The sequence below is a fragment of the Gluconacetobacter sacchari genome (genome assembly GCF_014174255.1).
GTDB classification, from domain to species: Bacteria; Pseudomonadota; Alphaproteobacteria; order Acetobacterales; family Acetobacteraceae; genus Gluconacetobacter; species Gluconacetobacter sacchari.
The window spans coordinates 254,305-269,715 of the sequence record NZ_JABEQJ010000002.1 but is presented as its reverse complement, the minus strand read 5'-3'; the positions used below and the strand labels follow the sequence as shown (position 1 = coordinate 269,715).

The following is a 15,411-nucleotide window of genomic DNA, read 5'->3' as shown; positions in this document are numbered from 1 at the left end:
GGATGAGAGGCGGCGCCATTGTCGAATCGGGTGGCATCGGCGCACTGTCGAAGCCGACGCGAACGGAATGGTCAGGACGATCGATGGTGCAGCGGAAATGGGGCAATGATCAATCGCCGCCAGGTTCGTTTGCCCGCAAGCAGGCGCGCGGGGCCGCCGCCCATGCCCGAGGCCTGCACGCCGAACATGCCGCAATGGCATGGTTGCGGCAGAATGGCTGGACGATCCTGGAACACAGGGCCCGTACACGCTGGGGCGAGATCGATCTGGTCGCGCGCCGGGACGATCTTCTGGCATTCTGCGAGATCAAAAGCCGCCCGTCCTACGGAGAGGCGGCGGAGTGTCTGACCCCTTGTCAGATGCGGCGTCTGGCGAACGCCGCGGTCGCCCTCTGTGCCGCCCACCCCGACTGGCTGTGCGGACAGATGCGCTTCGATGTGCTGCTGGTGGTCGCCGATGGGTCGGTACACCACATCGCCGACGCGTTCAGGCCGGAAATGTAGGTGCCGGACCGATCAGGTGCGACGATGTGCCTTGGACACATGCCGCGCCGCCGTGGCGACGCGAGGATGATAGACGACATTGTGGACCAGCCCACGCGAGCGAACGGTCGCATGGACCGCATGGCGGTCGCTGACCGACATCATATGGACGGCGTGGCGATAGGTGACGTGGCGGACCGGTGCAGGGACGGCGGTCAGGGCATCCAGCGTCAGCCGCCCGGCTTCGTCATCCGTGACCACATGCGCCTGTGCGCCGTGAGAGGCGGCGAGCAGCAGGACCATCCCGGCCCCCAATGCGTGGAACGCGGTTTTCCCGAATACCGAACGAAACATCCATCACCTCACGCCAACCTGATCGGTGGAGGCTAAACGAAAGGCGGGGCGCGCGACAAGAGAAAGGGCGGGGATGCACTATAAAAAACGGGCCGATCATGACGACCGGCCCGTTCTGCAGGTCACGCGGTGCGCGGGCTCAGGCCGACGCCGGCACGATCCCTTTTTCCTCGAACAGCTTTTCCAGTTCGCCGGTCTGGAACATTTCGGTCACGATATCGCAGCCGCCGACGAATTCGCCCTTCACGTAGAGCTGCGGCACGGTCGGCCAGTTCGTGAATTCCTTGATCCCCTGGCGCAGTTCCGGGTCTTCCAGCACGTTGGCCGTCTGGAACGGAACGCCGGTATGGTTCAGGATCTGCACCACCCGGGCCGAGAAGCCGCATTGCGGAAACAGGGCATTCCCTTTCATGTACAGCATGACCGGGTTGCTATCGATATCGTTCTGGATACGCTGCGCGATGGTTTCAGCCATTTGTTCGGTCCTGTGCAAGAGCGGCCGGGGGCGGCCGCGTGATGGTGGGCATCTTTTTTATTGGTCGGGTGCCGCCGTCTGGAGTGCCAGGGCATGCAACTTGCCGCCCATATGGCCCTGAAGCGCCGCATAGACGATCTGGTGCTGGCGGACGCGCGACAATCCCCGAAAGGATTCGCTGACGACGGTGCAAGCATAATGATCGCCGTCGCCCGCCAGATCCTCGATGCTGATCGCGGCATCCGGCAGCGCGGTGCGGATATAGGTCTCAATTTCCTGTGCCGTCATCGCCATCGACGTTCCTCCTTCGCGACGCAGTCGCTCAATCGTCCATCAGGGCGGGGAAAAACGCCGAATTGACTGCTTTCATCCGCGCCTTCGATATTGTGGCGCCGCTGGGCAAAGTCAAACCGTCACCCGCAACTTCGCCCAGGACCCGTGTTTCCACGCCCGCGGATGTCGCGGCGGCGGCAAAGGCCTCGGCGTCGGAAACCACCACGATATATCGCGACTGGTCCTCGCCGAACCAGAAGGCCTCGGGCCGCATGCCCGATTGCGGCGCCAGCAGCACGCACCCGGCCTCGCCCGCCATCGCCATTTCGGCCAGCGCGACCAGGATCCCGCCATCGGACACGTCATGGCACGCGACGACCCGGCCGGCTTCGATCTGCTGGCGGATGAAATCGCCGTTCCGGCGCTCCGCCGCCAGATCGATGGCGGGTGGGGCGCCGTCTTCGCGCCCATGGATCTCACGCAGCCACAGCGACTGGCCGAGTTCGCCATGGGTGGCGCCGACCAGAATCACCGTGCCCTCGCGGGGCATGGCCAGACCGATGGCGCGGCTGACATCGTCCAGCACGCCCAGACCGCCGATGGCGGGCGTCGGCAGGATCGAGACCGACGAGCCGTCCGGCGCGCGGGTCTCGTTGTAGAGCGAGACATTCCCGCTGACGACCGGGAAGTCCAGGGCGCGGCAGGCCTCGCCCATGCCCTCGATCGCGGCGACGAACTGCCCCATCACCTCGGGCTTTTCCGGCGAGCCGAAATTCAGGTTGTCGGTCACCGCCAACGGCCGGGCACCGGTGGCCACGATATTGCGCCATGCCTCGGCGACCGCCTGCGCGCCGCCCTGGCGGGCGTCGGCCCGGCAATAACGGGGCGTGCAATCCGTGGTCAGCGCCAGGCCCAGCGACGTGCCCTCGACCTTGACGATCGCGGCGTCGGCGGCGCCCGGCCGCTTGACGGTCTGGCCGCCGACCGTGCTGTCGTACTGGTTCCACACCCAGGCGCGCGAGGCCAGGTCCGGGCAGCCGATCAGCCGGATCAGCGCCTGCTCGATCCCGACCGGGTCGGTGATCGGGCCGAGCGGCTCCGGCGCGGGCGCCGGCGCGGTGGGGCGGCGATAGAGCGGCGCCTGGTCGGCCAGCGGGTCCAGCGGGATATCGGCCTCGACGCGGCCCTGATGGCGCACGACGATATGGCCGGTATCGGTCAGATGGCCGATGATCGCGAAATCCAGTTCCCATTTCTCGAAGATCGCGCGGGCGAGTTCGGTCCGGTCCGGATGCACCACGATCAGCATGCGCTCCTGGCTTTCGGAGAGCATCATCTCATAGGCGGTCATGCCGCGTTCGCGCTGCGGCACGGCGTCGAGGTCGAGGTCGATGCCGACCCCGCCCTTGCCCGCCATTTCGACCGACGACGAGGTCAGGCCGGCCGCACCCATGTCCTGAATCGCCACGATGGCGTCGGTGGCCATCAGTTCCAGGCACGCCTCGATCAGCAGCTTTTCCACGAACGGGTCGCCGACCTGCACAGTCGGGCGCTTGGCCAGCGCGTCCTCGTCGAATTCGGAGGACGACATGGTGGCGCCGTGAATGCCGTCGCGCCCCGTCTTGGAACCGACATAGACCACCGGATTGCCGATTCCGGCCGCCGCGGACAGGAAGATGCGATCCTGGCGGGCGATGCCCACCGTCATGGCATTGACCAGCGGATTGCCGTCATAGGCCGGATGGAAATTGATCTCCCCGCCCACGGTCGGCACGCCGACGCAATTGCCGTAGCCGCCGATGCCGCGCACCACGCCATCGACGATGCGGCGGGTCTGCGGGTTTTCCGGGCTGCCGAAGCGCAGGGCGTTGAGGTTGGCGACCGGACGCGCGCCCATGGTGAACACGTCGCGCAGAATGCCGCCGACACCCGTCGCCGCCCCCTGATAGGGTTCGATGAAGGACGGGTGGTTGTGGCTTTCCATCTTGAAGATGGCGGCCAGCCCCTGCCCGATATCGACCACACCCGCGTTTTCGCCGGGGCCGTGGATGACCCAAGGTGCCGTGGTCGGCAGCGTACGCAGCCACACGCGCGAGGATTTGTAGGAGCAATGTTCCGACCACATAACGGAAAAGATGCCCAGCTCGGTCAGGCTGGGCGTGCGTCCCATGATCGAGAGCACATTGCCGTATTCCTCGGCCGATAGTCCGAATTCCCGTGCCAGGGCTTCATCGACGGGCTTCTGCCCCGTTGTGCCGCTCATCGGACCAGAGCCTCCACCAACCCCTCGAACAGGGGCTTTCCATCTTCACCGCCCATCAGCGGGTCCACCAGATCCTCGGGATGCGGCATCATGCCGCAGATCCGCAGATTGGCGCTGAGCACGCCGGCGATCGCCTTGATGCTGCCATTGGGATTGGTCTGCCGGTCGCTTTCATCGACACGACCGTCCGGCCGGGCGTAGCGGAAGGCGATGCGACCACTGTCTTCCAGGTCGCGGATCGTCGCGTCGTCGGCGATGTAGTTGCCGTCGCCATGCGCCATGGGGGCACGGAACACGTCGCCCACATGCCAATTGCGCGTGAACGGCGTATCGCCGCGCTCGACCCGCAGGTGGCAGTCCTGCGACAGGAAGCGCAGCGCGCCGTTGCGCAGCAGCGCGCCCGGCAGCAGGCCGGCTTCCGTCAGGATCTGGAATCCGTTGCACACGCCCAGGATATGGCCGCCGGCCTCGGCGAAGCGGCGGATCGGCGCCATGATCGGCGCATGGGCCGCCATGGCGCCGCAGCGCAGGTAATCGCCATAGCTGAACCCTCCCGGCAGCACCACGAGGTCCAGGTCCGGCAGCGCGGTCTCGCCATGCCAGATCATCGCCGGGTCGCGCCCGGTCACGGCCCGCAGCGCGATCGCCATGTCACGTTCCCGGTTCGTGCCCGGGAAGACGACGATTCCGGCCTTCATTTGCCGCCACCGCAGGGATAGGATTCATGCAGCGCGGTGAAGGCCAGTTCGCCGACCGGCCGGGACAACTGGTCGGTATGGGCATGCAGCCACGATACGACATGACTGCGCATCTCGGCGCTGGTCACGCCGGACTTGATGCAGAATCCGGTCGGCGCGGCCTTGTCGCCCTCGTTGCGATCATAGACATGCGTCAGGGCGACGGAATCGGCCAGGCCGGACAGGTAGGCATCGCAGATCGCGACGCTGGGCGCGCGGCTGCACAGTTCCAGGAACCGGCCGCCTTGCAGGGTCGAAACGCGCTGGGCCATGGCCGAAGCCGGCAGGGCGGTCGCCAGGACCGCGCCCAGCAGGAGGAAACGACGGGCGCTCATGCCATCACCTCGGTCACGAAATCCTCGATCACCAGATTCGCCAGCAGGCCGCGCGCCATGGCATCGGCCTTCTCGCGCGCGGCGGCGGGATCGGTTTCGTCCAGTTCCAGCTCGATCACGCGGCCGATCCGGACCTCGCCCACGCCACCGAAGCCCAGCACATGCAGGGCATGGCCCACGGCCTTGCCCTGCGGGTCCAGCACGCCGTCCTTCAGCATGACCGTCACGCGTACCTTCATTGCATCACCTCCGGGCCCTTCATGTCGGAATTCGTCGCCTCGGGCAGGATGCCGAGCCGCCACGCCACTTCCTGGTAGGCTTCCTCGACCCGGCCCAGGTCGCGCCGGAAGCGATCCTTGTCCAGCTTTTCGCTGGTCTTGGCATCCCACAGGCGGCAATTGTCGGGCGAGATCTCGTCCGCCAGGACGATGCGCATTTCCTCGCCTTCCCACAGCCGGCCGAATTCCAGCTTGAAATCGACCAGCGTGATGCCGATGCCAACGAACAGCCCGGTCAGGAAATCGTTGGTGCGCATGGTCAGCGCGACGATATCGTCCAGGTCATGGGTGCAGGCCCAGTCGAAGGCCGTGATATGCTCCTCGCTGACCATCGGGTCGTTCAGGCTGTCGTTCTTGTAGTAATATTCGATGATCGTGCGCGGCAGGCGCGTGCCCTCGGGAATGCCCAGCCGCTTCGACAGGCTGCCGGCGGCGACATTGCGCACCACGACTTCCAGCGGGATGATTTCGACCTCGCGGATCAACTGCTCGCGCATATTCAGGCGGCGGATGAAATGGGTCGGGATGCCGATATCGTGCAGGCGCAGCATAAGATGTTCGCTGATACGGTTGTTCAGCACGCCTTTGCCGGTAATGATCCCCTTCTTCGCCCCGTTTCCGGCCGTGGCGTCGTCCTTGAAATACTGGACCAGCGTCCCGGGTTCCGGACCCTCGAAGAGGATCTTGGCTTTTCCTTCGTAGAGCTGACGACGGCGGGCCATACTCGTCCTTCATGCGGCTGGTGGAGGGCATGGGCTGCATGCCCTCCGAAACGGGGCCCCGGTCAGGACCCCTGGAATGCGACTGCCTCATAGCAATGATTGATCGCGGAAGATACCATTCCCTTGCCGGTGCCGCCGGCCGCTCATGCGGCCGAAAGATCGACCTCCGCATAGCCGGCGCGATCAGGCGCCCCGCCGGCGAAAGACCATGACGCCGCGGCCGCCGGATCGACCGGCAGGCCGATGACCGATGAACTGCACGTGCCGAATCCGGCGCGCGGCGGAATGTTCAGCTCGCTGCCGGCCGGCAGCGAGCGGTCGGACAGCAGGCGGGTCCAATTGCTCCAGTCCGGGGGCATCGGCCGTTCGGCCTCGCGGAAGCGCGGCAGATGGCGCCCGATCCGGGGGATGGACATATCGTCGGGTTCGGTCGTGGCGGCCATGTGGGTGCCGGGTTCCAGCGCCCTGATCTCCGGCGTGGCATAGCCCAGACCGGAAATGAAATAGGCGCTCGAACGATCGGCGACCACCATGTTGAACGACCGCCATGCCCCGGCGTCGAGATTGCCGATGGCCCGCGCCGCGTCGGACGCCGTGGCGTGTTCCAGCGCCAGTAGCGGCAGTTCGCCGCGCGAGCGCTTGCCCGATGCGGGCCCCAGGCTGCCCACGCGATTCATCACCCCGGCGACGACGCCTGAATCATTCAGCGCCAGCCAGGACCCGCCGGCCAGCCTGTCCCGCCCGCCGACCACCGCCGGGCGGTCCGGCCAATGACGGCCGGGCGCGTCCCATGTGCGGTCCAGCCGCTCGTCACGATTGGCGCCGAACAGCAGGGGCCACGCGGAACCGGGAGAAAAGGACAGGACGATCGTACACATTCGCTTCCCTGACTGTTCCTGTGCCTCAGCCGGCCCGCGCCGGGCCGGCTTCGCCGAAGACGCGGGTGAAGCTGTGGTCCAGCGCGGCCAGGTGGGCATCGCTGTTCATGGCCGCATCGAGCACCTCGGCGGGCACGCGCCCCGCGACATCTGGGTCGGCGTCCAGGTTCTCGCGGAAGGTGCGGCCGTCCGGCTGCCCCAGCCGGGTCCAGGTCGCCATGGCGTTGCGCTGGACGATGCGGTACGCGTCCTCGCGCAGGATGCCGGCACGCGCCAGCGCCAGCAGGACTTCGCCCGAATGCACGACGCCGCCCAGGCTTTCCAGATTGGCCAGCATCCGGTCGGGATAGACCACCAGCTTTTCCATCATGCCGGCCAGGCGGGCGAGCGCGAAATCAAGCCCGATCGTGCCGTCGGGGCAGATATTGCGCTCCACCGACGAATGGCTGATGTCGCGCTCGTGCCACAGCGCCACGTTCTCCAGCGCCGGAACGACATGGGCGCGCACCAGCCGCGCCAGGCCGGTCAGGTTTTCCGACAGTACCGGGTTGCGCTTGTGCGGCATCGCCGACGAGCCCTTCTGGCCCGGATGGAAGAATTCCTCGGCCTCGCGCACTTCAGAGCGCTGGAGATGGCGCACTTCGGTCGCCAGCCGCTCGATGCCGCTGGCAATGACCGCCAGCGTGCAGAAATAGGCGGCATGGCGGTCGCGCGGGATCACCTGGGTCGACACGCCTTCGGGCTCCAGCCCCAGCTTTTCGGCCACGAACGTTTCCACGCGCGGATCGACATGGGCATAGGTGCCCACGGCGCCCGAAATGGCGCAGGTCGCGATTTCGGCGCGGGCCTGCACCAGGCGCGCGCGATTGCGGGCGAATTCGGCGTAATGTCCGGCCAGCTTCAGACCGAACGACGTCGGCTCGGCGTGGATCGCGTGGCTGCGACCGATGGTCAGCGTATATTTATGCTCGAACGCCCGGCGCTTCAGCGCGTCCAGCACCGCATCCAGATCGGCCAGCAGCATGTCGGTGGCCTGAACCAGTTGCACCGACAGGCAGGTATCCAACACGTCCGACGACGTCATGCCCAGATGCACGAAGCGGCTCTCGGGGCCTATCTTCTCGGCCAGCCAGGTCAGGAAGGCGATGACGTCATGGCGGGTTTCGGCCTCGATCTCGTCGATACGGTCCAGATCGGCCTGCGAGAAGGCGGCCATCGCGCGGTCGCCCTTCTCGCGCACCACGCGGGCGGCCTCCGCCGGCACGGCGCCATATTGCGCCATGGCTTCGCATGCCAGGGCCTCGATCTCGAACCAGATCCGGTACCGGTTCTCGGGGGCCCAGATGGCGGCCATGGCGGGGCGGGTATAACGCGGAACCATCGTGCTCGGCTTTCTCTCTTCGACCGGACACCGCGCGGCGGCGTCCTCACGTCATGCGGCGATCCCGGTTCATGATCATGCGGCTGTCATGCTGCTCCGGGGCGGGCTGCCCCTTTAGCCGATTTCCCGCGTCGCGTCTTCCTCCGAAAGCGGGCCGCCTCTTGCCCGGCCACGGCGGGAATGGTCAACATCGCCGGACATATCCATCGGGAGCGCGACCATCCTCACCCTTTCCGCCCTGACCTCGCTCGTGCAGGTCATTCTGATCGACCTTACCCTGGCCGGCGACAATGCGGTGGTGATCGGGCTGGCCGTGCGCGGCCTGCCGCCTTCCCTGCGTGGGCGCGCCATCCTGGCCGGGGTCGCGGCGGCCGCGCTGTTCCGCGTCGGCCTGGCGATCGTCGCCGTCCGGCTGCTTGCGATCATCGGCCTGACCCTGGCGGGCGGGATTCTGCTGCTGTGGGTGTGCTGGCGCATGTTCCGCGAGCTGCGCCACCAGGACGCGCCCGTCGCGACCGGCACCGCCCCGCCCGGGGCGCTGCGCGCGGCGATCGTCCGCATCATCGTCGCCGACCTGTCGATGAGCCTGGACAACGTGCTGGCCGTCGCCGGGGCGGCGGGCGAGCATATCTGGGTGCTGATCGCCGGTCTGGCGATTTCGGTCCTGATGATGGCCGTCGCGGCATCGGTGATCGCCCGGCTGCTGGAGCGGTTCCGCTGGATCGCCTGGATCGGACTGCTGATCGTGCTTGCCGTGGCGATCGAACTGATCGTCAAGGGCGGCGGCGAAATCTGGCATGTCGTGTCATGACGGCGCCTCGCGGGCGGCGCATCGCCGGGCTCGCGGCACTGGCGGTTCTTGCCTGCCTGTTCCGTCCCGCGGCCGCCCGTGACCCGGCCCCGGCCGCCGTGGCGGCGCGGGTCGAGGCCTATCTGCACCTGCTCTCGCCCGAAGGCGGGGGCATCGACGACTATCTGACGTTCCTGGACCAGCAGCCGGCGTGGCCGCGCCGTGCCGCCATGCTGGCGCGCGTGCAGGGCCTGATGGCCCTGGTCCCCCCTGATGATGGCGGCCTCGCACGGGCCTGTGCGAAGCTGACGCTGACCGCGTCCCCCGCTCTGCTGGCCTGTGCCGGCAGTGCGTCCCCTCCCGGCGGGCTGGCAGCGCGGGCCCGTCAGGCCTGGATCGCAGGGATCGACCGTGCGACCGATGAAGCACCGTTTCTGGCGGTCTTCGGCGGCGCCCTGACGGAAGACGACCAGTGGCGCCGGTTCAATCGTCAGGAACTGGACGGCCATGTGGATGCGGCGCGGCGACAGGCCGGACGACTGCCTCCGGCACGAAAGACGTTGGCATTCGCCCGACTTGCCCTGCGGACGGCGCGGCCCGATTCCGGGCCGGGGCCTGGTTTGTCGGCATTGGCGACGGTACCGCCGGCGCTGGCGGGCGATCCGGTCCTGGTGCTGGACCGGCTGCGCTGGCTACGGCGCACGGGACAGATCGACCAGGCCGCCGCGCTCTGGCCGCAGGCGGGCATGGCGGCCGAACGGCGCCTGCCCCTGCCCGCCTTCTGGAGCGAACGGGACGCGCTGGCGCATGAAATGCTGCTGGCCGGCCGGGACCAGGGCGCGCTGGCCCTGGCGGCCACGACCGCCGACATGACCCCGGCGGCACGGAATGACGCCGATTTCCTCGCCGGCTGGATCCTGCTGCGCCGGCTGCATGACCCCAAGCGGGCCGCGGGGCGCTTCAGACCGCTTTGTTCCTCCCCATCGCTGATCACGCTTAGCCGTGGCCTGTACTGGACCGGCCGCGCGTTGGAAGAGGAAGGCGATATCTCGGGCGCTCATGCGGAATGGCAGCGGGCCGCCGCCCTGCCCGGAACCTTCTATGGCCAGATGGCGCTGTCGCGGCTGGACGGGGACGTGGCCAGTCCGCTGCTGTTTCCCGAACGCTCCGGCGCGCTGATCCGCGCGCGGTTGGGCGCGATGGCCCCGCCCGCATGGAACGACGCCGAAACCGCCCGGTTCGAGGCGAGCGACCTGGTCCAGGCCGCCCGACTTCTGGCCGCGCGGGGCGATCTGACCCATGCGCGCGATTTCGTGCTGATGCAGGATTCGCGCGGTGGCAGCGCCGCCGGCCATGCGCTGGCGGCGGTGCTGGCCCTACGGCTGGGGATACCCGACGTGGCGGTGACGATCACCCGCCGCGCAGGCCGCGACGGGATCGCGCTGCTGCCGCTGGGCTGGCCGACGCCGTTCCCGACCGGCGAGGACGGCCTGCCCCCGGGCTTCGTCATGGCGGTAATCCGGCAGGAAAGCAGCTTCGATCCCGCGATCGTCAGTCCGGCCGGCGCCTACGGGCTGATGCAGCTTCTGCCGGCAGCGGCGCGCGACGTCTCGCGCTGGGCGGGGCTGGCGACCGGCACGCTGACAGGCGCAAGCCTGACCGACCCGGCCCTGAACATGCGGATCGGCACCGCCTATCTGTCCCGATTGATGCGCAAGTTCGATGGGACGATCCCTTATGTCCTGGCGGCGTACAATGCCGGGCCGCACCGCACCGACCAATGGCTGGCCTCGGTCGGCGACCCGGCGCACGCCGACCCGACACCCACGGCGATGCTCGATTGGATCGAGAGCATTCCGTTTGCCGAAACCCGTAGTTATATCCAGCGCGTGGAGGAAAACCTGGCCATCTACCAGGCTCTGGCCTCCGAATCCCGACCGGAGGCCCCGCCATGACCCCTGCCCGCCTCGTCGCCAGCTTCGGCGGCTGCGGTTTTTCCCCAGTCGCCCCGGGCACCGTGGGATCGTTGGCGGCGCTGGTCTGCGGCCTGCTGTTCCTGCCCCACCCGCTGGTCCTGGGGGCCGCGATCCTGCTGTGCTGCGTCGCGGGCTATGCCGCCACTCTCAAGGTCAGCGGCGGCGAGGACTACCAATGGATCGTGATCGACGAGGTCGCGGGCATGTGGATCGCGATGGCTCCGCTCGCGTTTGGTCCCCATCCCGTCGACCCGTCGCGGCCCGACCGGATCGATGTCCTGTGGCTGCTGCTGGCATTCGCGCTGTTCCGGCTGTTCGACATTACCAAGCCCGGTCCCGTCGGCTGGTTCGACCGGCGGCATGACGCGGCGGGCATCATGGGTGACGATATCGTCGCCGGACTGATCGCGGCGGCAATCATGACCGCCGCGCGGATCCTGATCGTCCTGGCCTGAAATCGCGGAGGGTGCCCATGTCATCCATGCTGAACGACACGATCCTGGCCCGCGCGGCCGAGGTACTGGACCGGTTGCGTGGTGCCGGTGTGCGGGCCGTCACCGCCGAAAGCTGCACCGGCGGCCTGGTCGCCGCCGCGCTGACGCACCATGCCGGCTCATCCGACATGGTCGAGGGCGGCTTCGTCACGTATTCGAACGGGATGAAGTCCGCGCTGCTGGGCGTGCCGCCCATGTTGCTGGTCCGCCACGGCGCGGTCAGCGCCGAAGTCGCGGCGTCCATGGCACGCGGCGCGCTGGCCCATGCGCCGGATGCCGATCTTGCGGTTTCCATCACAGGCATCGCCGGGCCCGGCGGCGGCACGATGGAAAAGCCGGTCGGGCTGGTCTGGTTCGGGGCCATACGACGCGACGGCGAAGGCAGCACGATATCGCGCCACTTCACCGGAGATCGCGCGGCCATCCGCCGACAGGCCGTCGAACAGGCACTGGACCTGCTGGCCGACCTGACGGACGCCGCGTAGCGTACCGGAAAGCCTACTGGGGCGAACTGTCGGGCATCGCCGGTGCCGGAGGCGATGGCGGCGCGACGGTGCCGGTTCCCGAAGGGACAGTCGCGGGCGGCATGGGAGTCATCGGTGCCATCGGTGGCGCCATCGGCATGGTGCCCGGGGGCGCCGAAGGCTCGGACGACGGTGGGGTGCCCGCACGGGCGGACGCCAGGCTCTTGGCGTTCAGGTCCTCGGTCGTGGGCGATCCGGTGGACGCCTCCTGGTGGTGGCGGTCTTTATGGTGATGATGGTGATCGGCGTTCGCGAGCACCGGCGTGCCGACAACCAGTGCCGTGCTGACTATCATCGAACCGACAGACAATTTCATCACGATCGTTCCCCCATGGCTGGAACGCGCCCGCATGCCGGGCACATGGCGCCAACGCCCGTCAGGCGCCTCCGGTTCCGGCGGGTTGCGCATTGGCGGGCTGCGCCAATGTCTTGGCGGTCTCGGGCGGCCCGTAGATATCGCGCGCGCGCCGGATGAAGGCCGAGACCATCAGGCGCACCGCCTCGTTGAACACCACCCCGATCGCCGCCTGGAGCAGGCGCGAGCGGAATTCGAAATCGACGAAGAAATCGACCTGGCAACCCCGCGGGTCCGGCGCGAAAGTCCAGACATTGTTCAGGTAGCGAAACGGCCCTTTTTCATAGCGAACGCCGATGCGCGCGGGATGTTCGAGGTCCACCCGGCTGGTAAAGGTTTCGCGAAACGGGCCGAAGCCGATCGTCAGGTCCGCGACCAGTTCGGTCGCGGTGCGGGTGCGCACCCGCGCGGCGGCGCACCAGGGCAGAAATTGCGGATATTTGCCGACATCGGCCACCAGGTCGAACAATTGCTCCGGCGAATAGGCGATCAGGCGACGTTCCGCATGCGTCGGCATCAGACGCTCTCCGCCCCGCTCCGCACCGCCGCCAGTTTCGCCTCGCGCGCCGCGCGCAACTCGGCGAAGTCGGAATCGGCATGGTAGGACGACCGGGTGAGCGGCGAGGCGCTGACTTGCAGGAAGCCCTTGGCCCGCGCCATCGCGGCATAATCGGCGAATGCGTCCGGCGTGACGAAATCCCTGACCGGGGCATGTTTCACCGTCGGCTGAAGATACTGGCCCAGGGTGATGAAATCGACATCCGCCACCCGCAGGTCGTCCATGACCTGAAGAATTTCCGGTCGGTCTTCGCCCAGCCCGACCATCAGGCCGGACTTGGTGAAAATCGACGGGTCATGGCGCTTCACATCGTCCAGCAGCCGCAGCGACTGGTAATAGCGCGCGCCGGGGCGGATGGTGGTGTACAGGCGCGGCACGGTTTCCAGATTATGGTTGAACACGTCGGGGCGCGCCGCCACGACCACTTCCAGCGACGCGGGCTTGCGCAGGAAGTCCGGGGTCAGGATCTCGATCGTGGTGCTGGACGAAGCCGCGCGCACCGCGCGGATGACGCGGGCGAAATGCGCCGCGCCGCCGTCCGGCAGGTCGTCGCGATCGACCGAGGTGATGACGACATGGCGCAGCCCCAGCTTCGCCACGGCCTCGCCCACACGCTCGGGCTCGCCATCATCCAGCGGATTGGGCATGCCGGTGGTGACGTTGCAGAAGGCGCAGGCGCGGGTGCAGATCTCACCCATGATCATCATGGTGGCGTGACGCTGCGACCAGCACTCGCCGATATTCGGGCAGGCTGCCTCCTCGCACACCGTTACCAGTTTCTGCTCGCGCATCAGGGCGCGGGTCTCGTGATAGACAGGGTGGTTCGGCGCCTTGACGCGGATCCAGTCCGGCTTGCGGGCGATGGGATTGTCCGGCCGGTGCGCTTTCTCGGGATGGCGGAGCGCGGCACCGCCTTTTCTGTGGTCGATCACCAGACGCGTGGACATAAGGCAGAACCCATAAAGCAAACGGACAGCCAGAAGTGGAACGTCGCGGGGGGCGCGTCAAGCGAACATCCCCCCGCGTCGCACCTCCGCGATCAAAAGCTCAGGAGCCGCGCCGGCGGCGTATCCACTCAGATATGCAATGCTCCGTCATAGGCCGCCAGCACCGCCTCATGCATCGCCTCCGAGATGGTGGGATGCGGAAAGACCGTTTCCTTCAACTCGGCATCGGTCAGTTCCGAGGTCCGGGCGATGACATAGCCCTGGATCATCTCCGTCACCTCGGCCCCGATCATGTGCGCGCCCAGCAATTCGCCGGTTTCGGAATCGAACACCGTCTTCACCAGCCCGTCGGGCTCGCCCATCGCAATCGCCTTGCCGTTGCCGATGAACGGAAAGCGGCCAACCCGCACCGCGTGCCCGGCCTCCTTCGCGCGGGCCTCGGTCAGCCCGACCGAGGCGATCTGCGGCCGGCAATAGGTGCAGCCGGGAATGTTCAGCGGGTCGATCGGGTGGACATGCCGTCCGGCGATCGCCTCCACGCACATCACACCCTCATGGCTCGCCTTGTGCGCCAGCCAGGGCGGCCCGGCCAGGTCGCCGATGGCGTAAATGCCCGGCTCGCCGGTGAAGCATCGCGCATCGACCTTCACATGCGTCCGGTCGACGGTTATGGCCGTGCCTTCCAGGCCCAGCTTCTCGACATTGCCGACAATGCCCACGGCCGAAATCACACGGTCCACGGTGATGGCGTGCGTCTTGCCGCCGGCTTCGACCGACAGGCTGACGCTGTCGGCGCCCTTGGTGAGGGGGCCCAGCTTCGCGCCCGTCAGGATGGTCATGCCCTGCTTGACGAACGCTTTGTGCGCCAGGGCGCTGATTTCCTCATCCTCGACCGGCAGGATCCGGTCCAGCACCTCGACGACCGTCACCTCCGCGCCCATATTGCGGTAGAACGAGGCGAATTCGATGCCGATCGCACCCGAGCCGATCACCAGCAGCGATCGGGGCATCTCGGTCGGCACCATCGCCTCGCGATAGGACCAGATCAGCTTGCCGTCGGGTTCCAGCCCCGGCAGCACACGGGCGCGCGCGCCAGTGGCCAGGATGATGTTCTTCGCACTCAGCGTCGCCACCGGCTTGCCGTCCTTGGTGACGGACAGCAGGCGGCGGCCGCCATCCTTGCCCGCCAGCGCCCCGAACCCGTCGAAGACCGTGACCTTGTTCTTCTTCAGCAGATGCCCGACGCCGGACGAAAGCTGGCCGGCAACCTGGCGCGAGCGCTTGACCACTTTTTGCAGGTCGAAGCGCACATTGTCGGCCGCGAAGCCGAATTCACCCAGATGATGCAGCAGGTGGTTGATCTCGGACGCCCGCAGCAGCGCCTTGGTCGGAATGCATCCCCAGTTGAGGCAGATGCCGCCCAGATGATTGGCTTCGACCAGGGCGGTCCGCAGCCCAAGCTGAGCGGCGCGGATCGCGGCGACATACCCGCCGGGACCGCCGCCGACGACGACGAGATCGAATTCTGTCTTGTTCATTGATGTACGTTCCCGGGGCAGGATGCCGGTTCAGAAGATCCGTGGCCCGG

Annotated in this window: 19 protein-coding genes; 5 read left to right on the top strand and 14 right to left on the bottom strand. The window is 67.4% G+C overall.

The window, feature by feature from the left end:
• Positions 1–83: 83 nt before the first annotated feature.
• Entirely contained in the window at positions 84–503 is a 420-nt protein-coding gene (locus HLH48_RS02995) for a YraN family protein (protein ID WP_246386742.1), read from the top strand.
• 12 nt (positions 504–515) lie between these two features.
• Here the strand turns inward: HLH48_RS02995 and HLH48_RS02990 are convergent, their stop codons facing one another.
• The 10 genes from HLH48_RS02990 to purB all read right to left on the bottom strand — a co-directional run bounded on the left by HLH48_RS02990 (position 516) and on the right by purB (position 8,178).
• A complete protein-coding gene (locus HLH48_RS02990; RefSeq protein ID WP_182996006.1) occupies positions 516–836 on the bottom strand; it encodes a hypothetical protein in 321 nt (106 codons plus the stop codon).
• 139 nt (positions 837–975) lie between these two features.
• A complete protein-coding gene (grxD, locus tag HLH48_RS02985) occupies positions 976–1,311 on the bottom strand; it encodes a Grx4 family monothiol glutaredoxin (RefSeq protein ID WP_182996005.1) in 336 nt (111 codons plus the stop codon).
• A 57-nt stretch (positions 1,312–1,368) separates the two neighbouring features.
• Positions 1,369–1,605, bottom strand: coding sequence for a BolA family protein (locus HLH48_RS02980; protein WP_182996004.1), 237 nt, complete (start codon positions 1,603–1,605; stop codon positions 1,369–1,371).
• Between the two features lie 28 nt (positions 1,606–1,633).
• Positions 1,634–3,847 (bottom strand): phosphoribosylformylglycinamidine synthase subunit PurL, encoded by a 2,214-nt coding sequence (gene purL, locus HLH48_RS02975; protein ID WP_182996003.1) that lies wholly within the window; start codon positions 3,845–3,847, stop codon positions 1,634–1,636.
• A complete protein-coding gene (gene purQ / locus HLH48_RS02970) occupies positions 3,844–4,545 on the bottom strand; it encodes a phosphoribosylformylglycinamidine synthase subunit PurQ (RefSeq protein WP_182996002.1) in 702 nt (233 codons plus the stop codon). Before purQ ends, purL begins: the two co-directional genes overlap by 4 nt.
• Positions 4,542–4,919 carry a Rap1a/Tai family immunity protein gene (locus HLH48_RS02965; protein ID WP_182996001.1) on the bottom strand — a complete coding sequence of 126 codons (378 nt, stop codon included), beginning with the start codon at positions 4,917–4,919 and terminating at the stop codon, positions 4,542–4,544. The genes purQ and HLH48_RS02965 overlap by 4 nt, the downstream gene beginning before the upstream one ends.
• A complete protein-coding gene (gene purS / locus HLH48_RS02960) occupies positions 4,916–5,158 on the bottom strand; it encodes a phosphoribosylformylglycinamidine synthase subunit PurS (protein WP_182996000.1) in 243 nt (80 codons plus the stop codon). Before purS ends, HLH48_RS02965 begins: the two co-directional genes overlap by 4 nt.
• Positions 5,155–5,919: a phosphoribosylaminoimidazolesuccinocarboxamide synthase gene (purC, locus tag HLH48_RS02955; protein WP_182995999.1), complete on the bottom strand. Its 765-nt coding sequence runs from the start codon at positions 5,917–5,919 to the stop codon at positions 5,155–5,157. The genes purS and purC overlap by 4 nt, the downstream gene beginning before the upstream one ends.
• A gap of 143 nt (positions 5,920–6,062) precedes the next feature.
• Complete coding sequence (locus HLH48_RS02950; protein ID WP_182995998.1) at positions 6,063–6,797, bottom strand: NRDE family protein; 735 nt, start codon at positions 6,795–6,797, stop codon at positions 6,063–6,065.
• Between the two features lie 25 nt (positions 6,798–6,822).
• Positions 6,823–8,178, bottom strand: a complete 1,356-nt coding sequence (gene purB, locus HLH48_RS02945; RefSeq protein WP_182995997.1) for an adenylosuccinate lyase — start codon at positions 8,176–8,178, stop codon at positions 6,823–6,825.
• 220 nt (positions 8,179–8,398) lie between these two features.
• Here purB and HLH48_RS02940 point away from each other — a divergent pair, with 220 nt between their 5' ends.
• Genes HLH48_RS02940 through HLH48_RS02925 form a run of 4 tightly spaced genes read left to right on the top strand, consistent with a single transcriptional unit; the run spans position 8,399 to position 11,923 of the window.
• Entirely contained in the window at positions 8,399–8,989 is a 591-nt protein-coding gene (locus HLH48_RS02940; RefSeq protein WP_182996055.1) for a YjbE family putative metal transport protein, read from the top strand.
• Complete coding sequence (locus HLH48_RS02935; RefSeq protein WP_182995996.1) at positions 8,986–10,923, top strand: lytic transglycosylase domain-containing protein; 1,938 nt, start codon at positions 8,986–8,988, stop codon at positions 10,921–10,923. Before HLH48_RS02940 ends, HLH48_RS02935 begins: the two co-directional genes overlap by 4 nt.
• Complete coding sequence (locus HLH48_RS02930) at positions 10,920–11,399, top strand: phosphatidylglycerophosphatase A family protein (protein WP_182995995.1); 480 nt, start codon at positions 10,920–10,922, stop codon at positions 11,397–11,399. The genes HLH48_RS02935 and HLH48_RS02930 overlap by 4 nt, the downstream gene beginning before the upstream one ends.
• Before the next feature lie 26 nt (positions 11,400–11,425).
• The gene (locus HLH48_RS02925; RefSeq protein WP_182996054.1) at positions 11,426–11,923 is read left to right on the top strand and encodes a CinA family protein; all 498 of its coding nucleotides are present in this window, start codon (positions 11,426–11,428) and stop codon (positions 11,921–11,923) included.
• 13 nt (positions 11,924–11,936) lie between these two features.
• On the opposite strand, the gene HLH48_RS02920 is transcribed toward HLH48_RS02925, so the two are convergent.
• From HLH48_RS02920 to lpdA, 4 genes are all read right to left on the bottom strand, one after another.
• Positions 11,937–12,278: a hypothetical protein gene (locus HLH48_RS02920; RefSeq protein ID WP_182995994.1), complete on the bottom strand. Its 342-nt coding sequence runs from the start codon at positions 12,276–12,278 to the stop codon at positions 11,937–11,939.
• 61 nt (positions 12,279–12,339) lie between these two features.
• Positions 12,340–12,834 carry a type II toxin-antitoxin system RatA family toxin gene (locus tag HLH48_RS02915; RefSeq protein ID WP_182995993.1) on the bottom strand — a complete coding sequence of 165 codons (495 nt, stop codon included), beginning with the start codon at positions 12,832–12,834 and terminating at the stop codon, positions 12,340–12,342.
• Positions 12,834–13,823, bottom strand: a complete 990-nt coding sequence (lipA, locus tag HLH48_RS02910; RefSeq protein ID WP_182995992.1) for a lipoyl synthase — start codon at positions 13,821–13,823, stop codon at positions 12,834–12,836. The genes HLH48_RS02915 and lipA overlap by 1 nt, the downstream gene beginning before the upstream one ends.
• A gap of 128 nt (positions 13,824–13,951) precedes the next feature.
• The gene (gene lpdA / locus HLH48_RS02905; protein ID WP_182995991.1) at positions 13,952–15,361 is read right to left on the bottom strand and encodes a dihydrolipoyl dehydrogenase; all 1,410 of its coding nucleotides are present in this window, start codon (positions 15,359–15,361) and stop codon (positions 13,952–13,954) included.
• Between the last annotated feature and the right edge of the window lie 50 nt (positions 15,362–15,411).

What these genes read in the sequence shown, in the direction of transcription:
- HLH48_RS02995 (WP_246386742.1), top strand. Translation starts at nt 84, where the DNA reads ATGGTGCAGCGGAAATGGGGCAATGATCAATCGCCGCCAGGTTCGTTT.
- HLH48_RS02990 (WP_182996006.1), bottom strand. Translation starts at nt 836, where the DNA reads ATGTTTCGTTCGGTATTCGGGAAAACCGCGTTCCACGCATTGGGGGCC.
- grxD (WP_182996005.1), bottom strand. Translation starts at nt 1,311, where the DNA reads ATGGCTGAAACCATCGCGCAGCGTATCCAGAACGATATCGATAGCAAC.
- HLH48_RS02980 (WP_182996004.1), bottom strand. Translation starts at nt 1,605, where the DNA reads ATGGCGATGACGGCACAGGAAATTGAGACCTATATCCGCACCGCGCTG.
- purL (WP_182996003.1), bottom strand. Translation starts at nt 3,847, where the DNA reads ATGAGCGGCACAACGGGGCAGAAGCCCGTCGATGAAGCCCTGGCACGG.
- purQ (WP_182996002.1), bottom strand. Translation starts at nt 4,545, where the DNA reads ATGAAGGCCGGAATCGTCGTCTTCCCGGGCACGAACCGGGAACGTGAC.
- HLH48_RS02965 (WP_182996001.1), bottom strand. Translation starts at nt 4,919, where the DNA reads ATGAGCGCCCGTCGTTTCCTCCTGCTGGGCGCGGTCCTGGCGACCGCC.
- purS (WP_182996000.1), bottom strand. Translation starts at nt 5,158, where the DNA reads ATGAAGGTACGCGTGACGGTCATGCTGAAGGACGGCGTGCTGGACCCG.
- purC (WP_182995999.1), bottom strand. Translation starts at nt 5,919, where the DNA reads ATGGCCCGCCGTCGTCAGCTCTACGAAGGAAAAGCCAAGATCCTCTTC.
- HLH48_RS02950 (WP_182995998.1), bottom strand. Translation starts at nt 6,797, where the DNA reads ATGTGTACGATCGTCCTGTCCTTTTCTCCCGGTTCCGCGTGGCCCCTG.
- purB (WP_182995997.1), bottom strand. Translation starts at nt 8,178, where the DNA reads ATGGTTCCGCGTTATACCCGCCCCGCCATGGCCGCCATCTGGGCCCCC.
- HLH48_RS02935 (WP_182995996.1), top strand. Translation starts at nt 8,986, where the DNA reads ATGACGGCGCCTCGCGGGCGGCGCATCGCCGGGCTCGCGGCACTGGCG.
- HLH48_RS02930 (WP_182995995.1), top strand. Translation starts at nt 10,920, where the DNA reads ATGACCCCTGCCCGCCTCGTCGCCAGCTTCGGCGGCTGCGGTTTTTCC.
- HLH48_RS02925 (WP_182996054.1), top strand. Translation starts at nt 11,426, where the DNA reads ATGCTGAACGACACGATCCTGGCCCGCGCGGCCGAGGTACTGGACCGG.
- HLH48_RS02920 (WP_182995994.1), bottom strand. Translation starts at nt 12,278, where the DNA reads ATGAAATTGTCTGTCGGTTCGATGATAGTCAGCACGGCACTGGTTGTC.
- HLH48_RS02915 (WP_182995993.1), bottom strand. Translation starts at nt 12,834, where the DNA reads ATGCCGACGCATGCGGAACGTCGCCTGATCGCCTATTCGCCGGAGCAA.
- lipA (WP_182995992.1), bottom strand. Translation starts at nt 13,823, where the DNA reads ATGTCCACGCGTCTGGTGATCGACCACAGAAAAGGCGGTGCCGCGCTC.
- lpdA (WP_182995991.1), bottom strand. Translation starts at nt 15,361, where the DNA reads ATGAACAAGACAGAATTCGATCTCGTCGTCGTCGGCGGCGGTCCCGGC.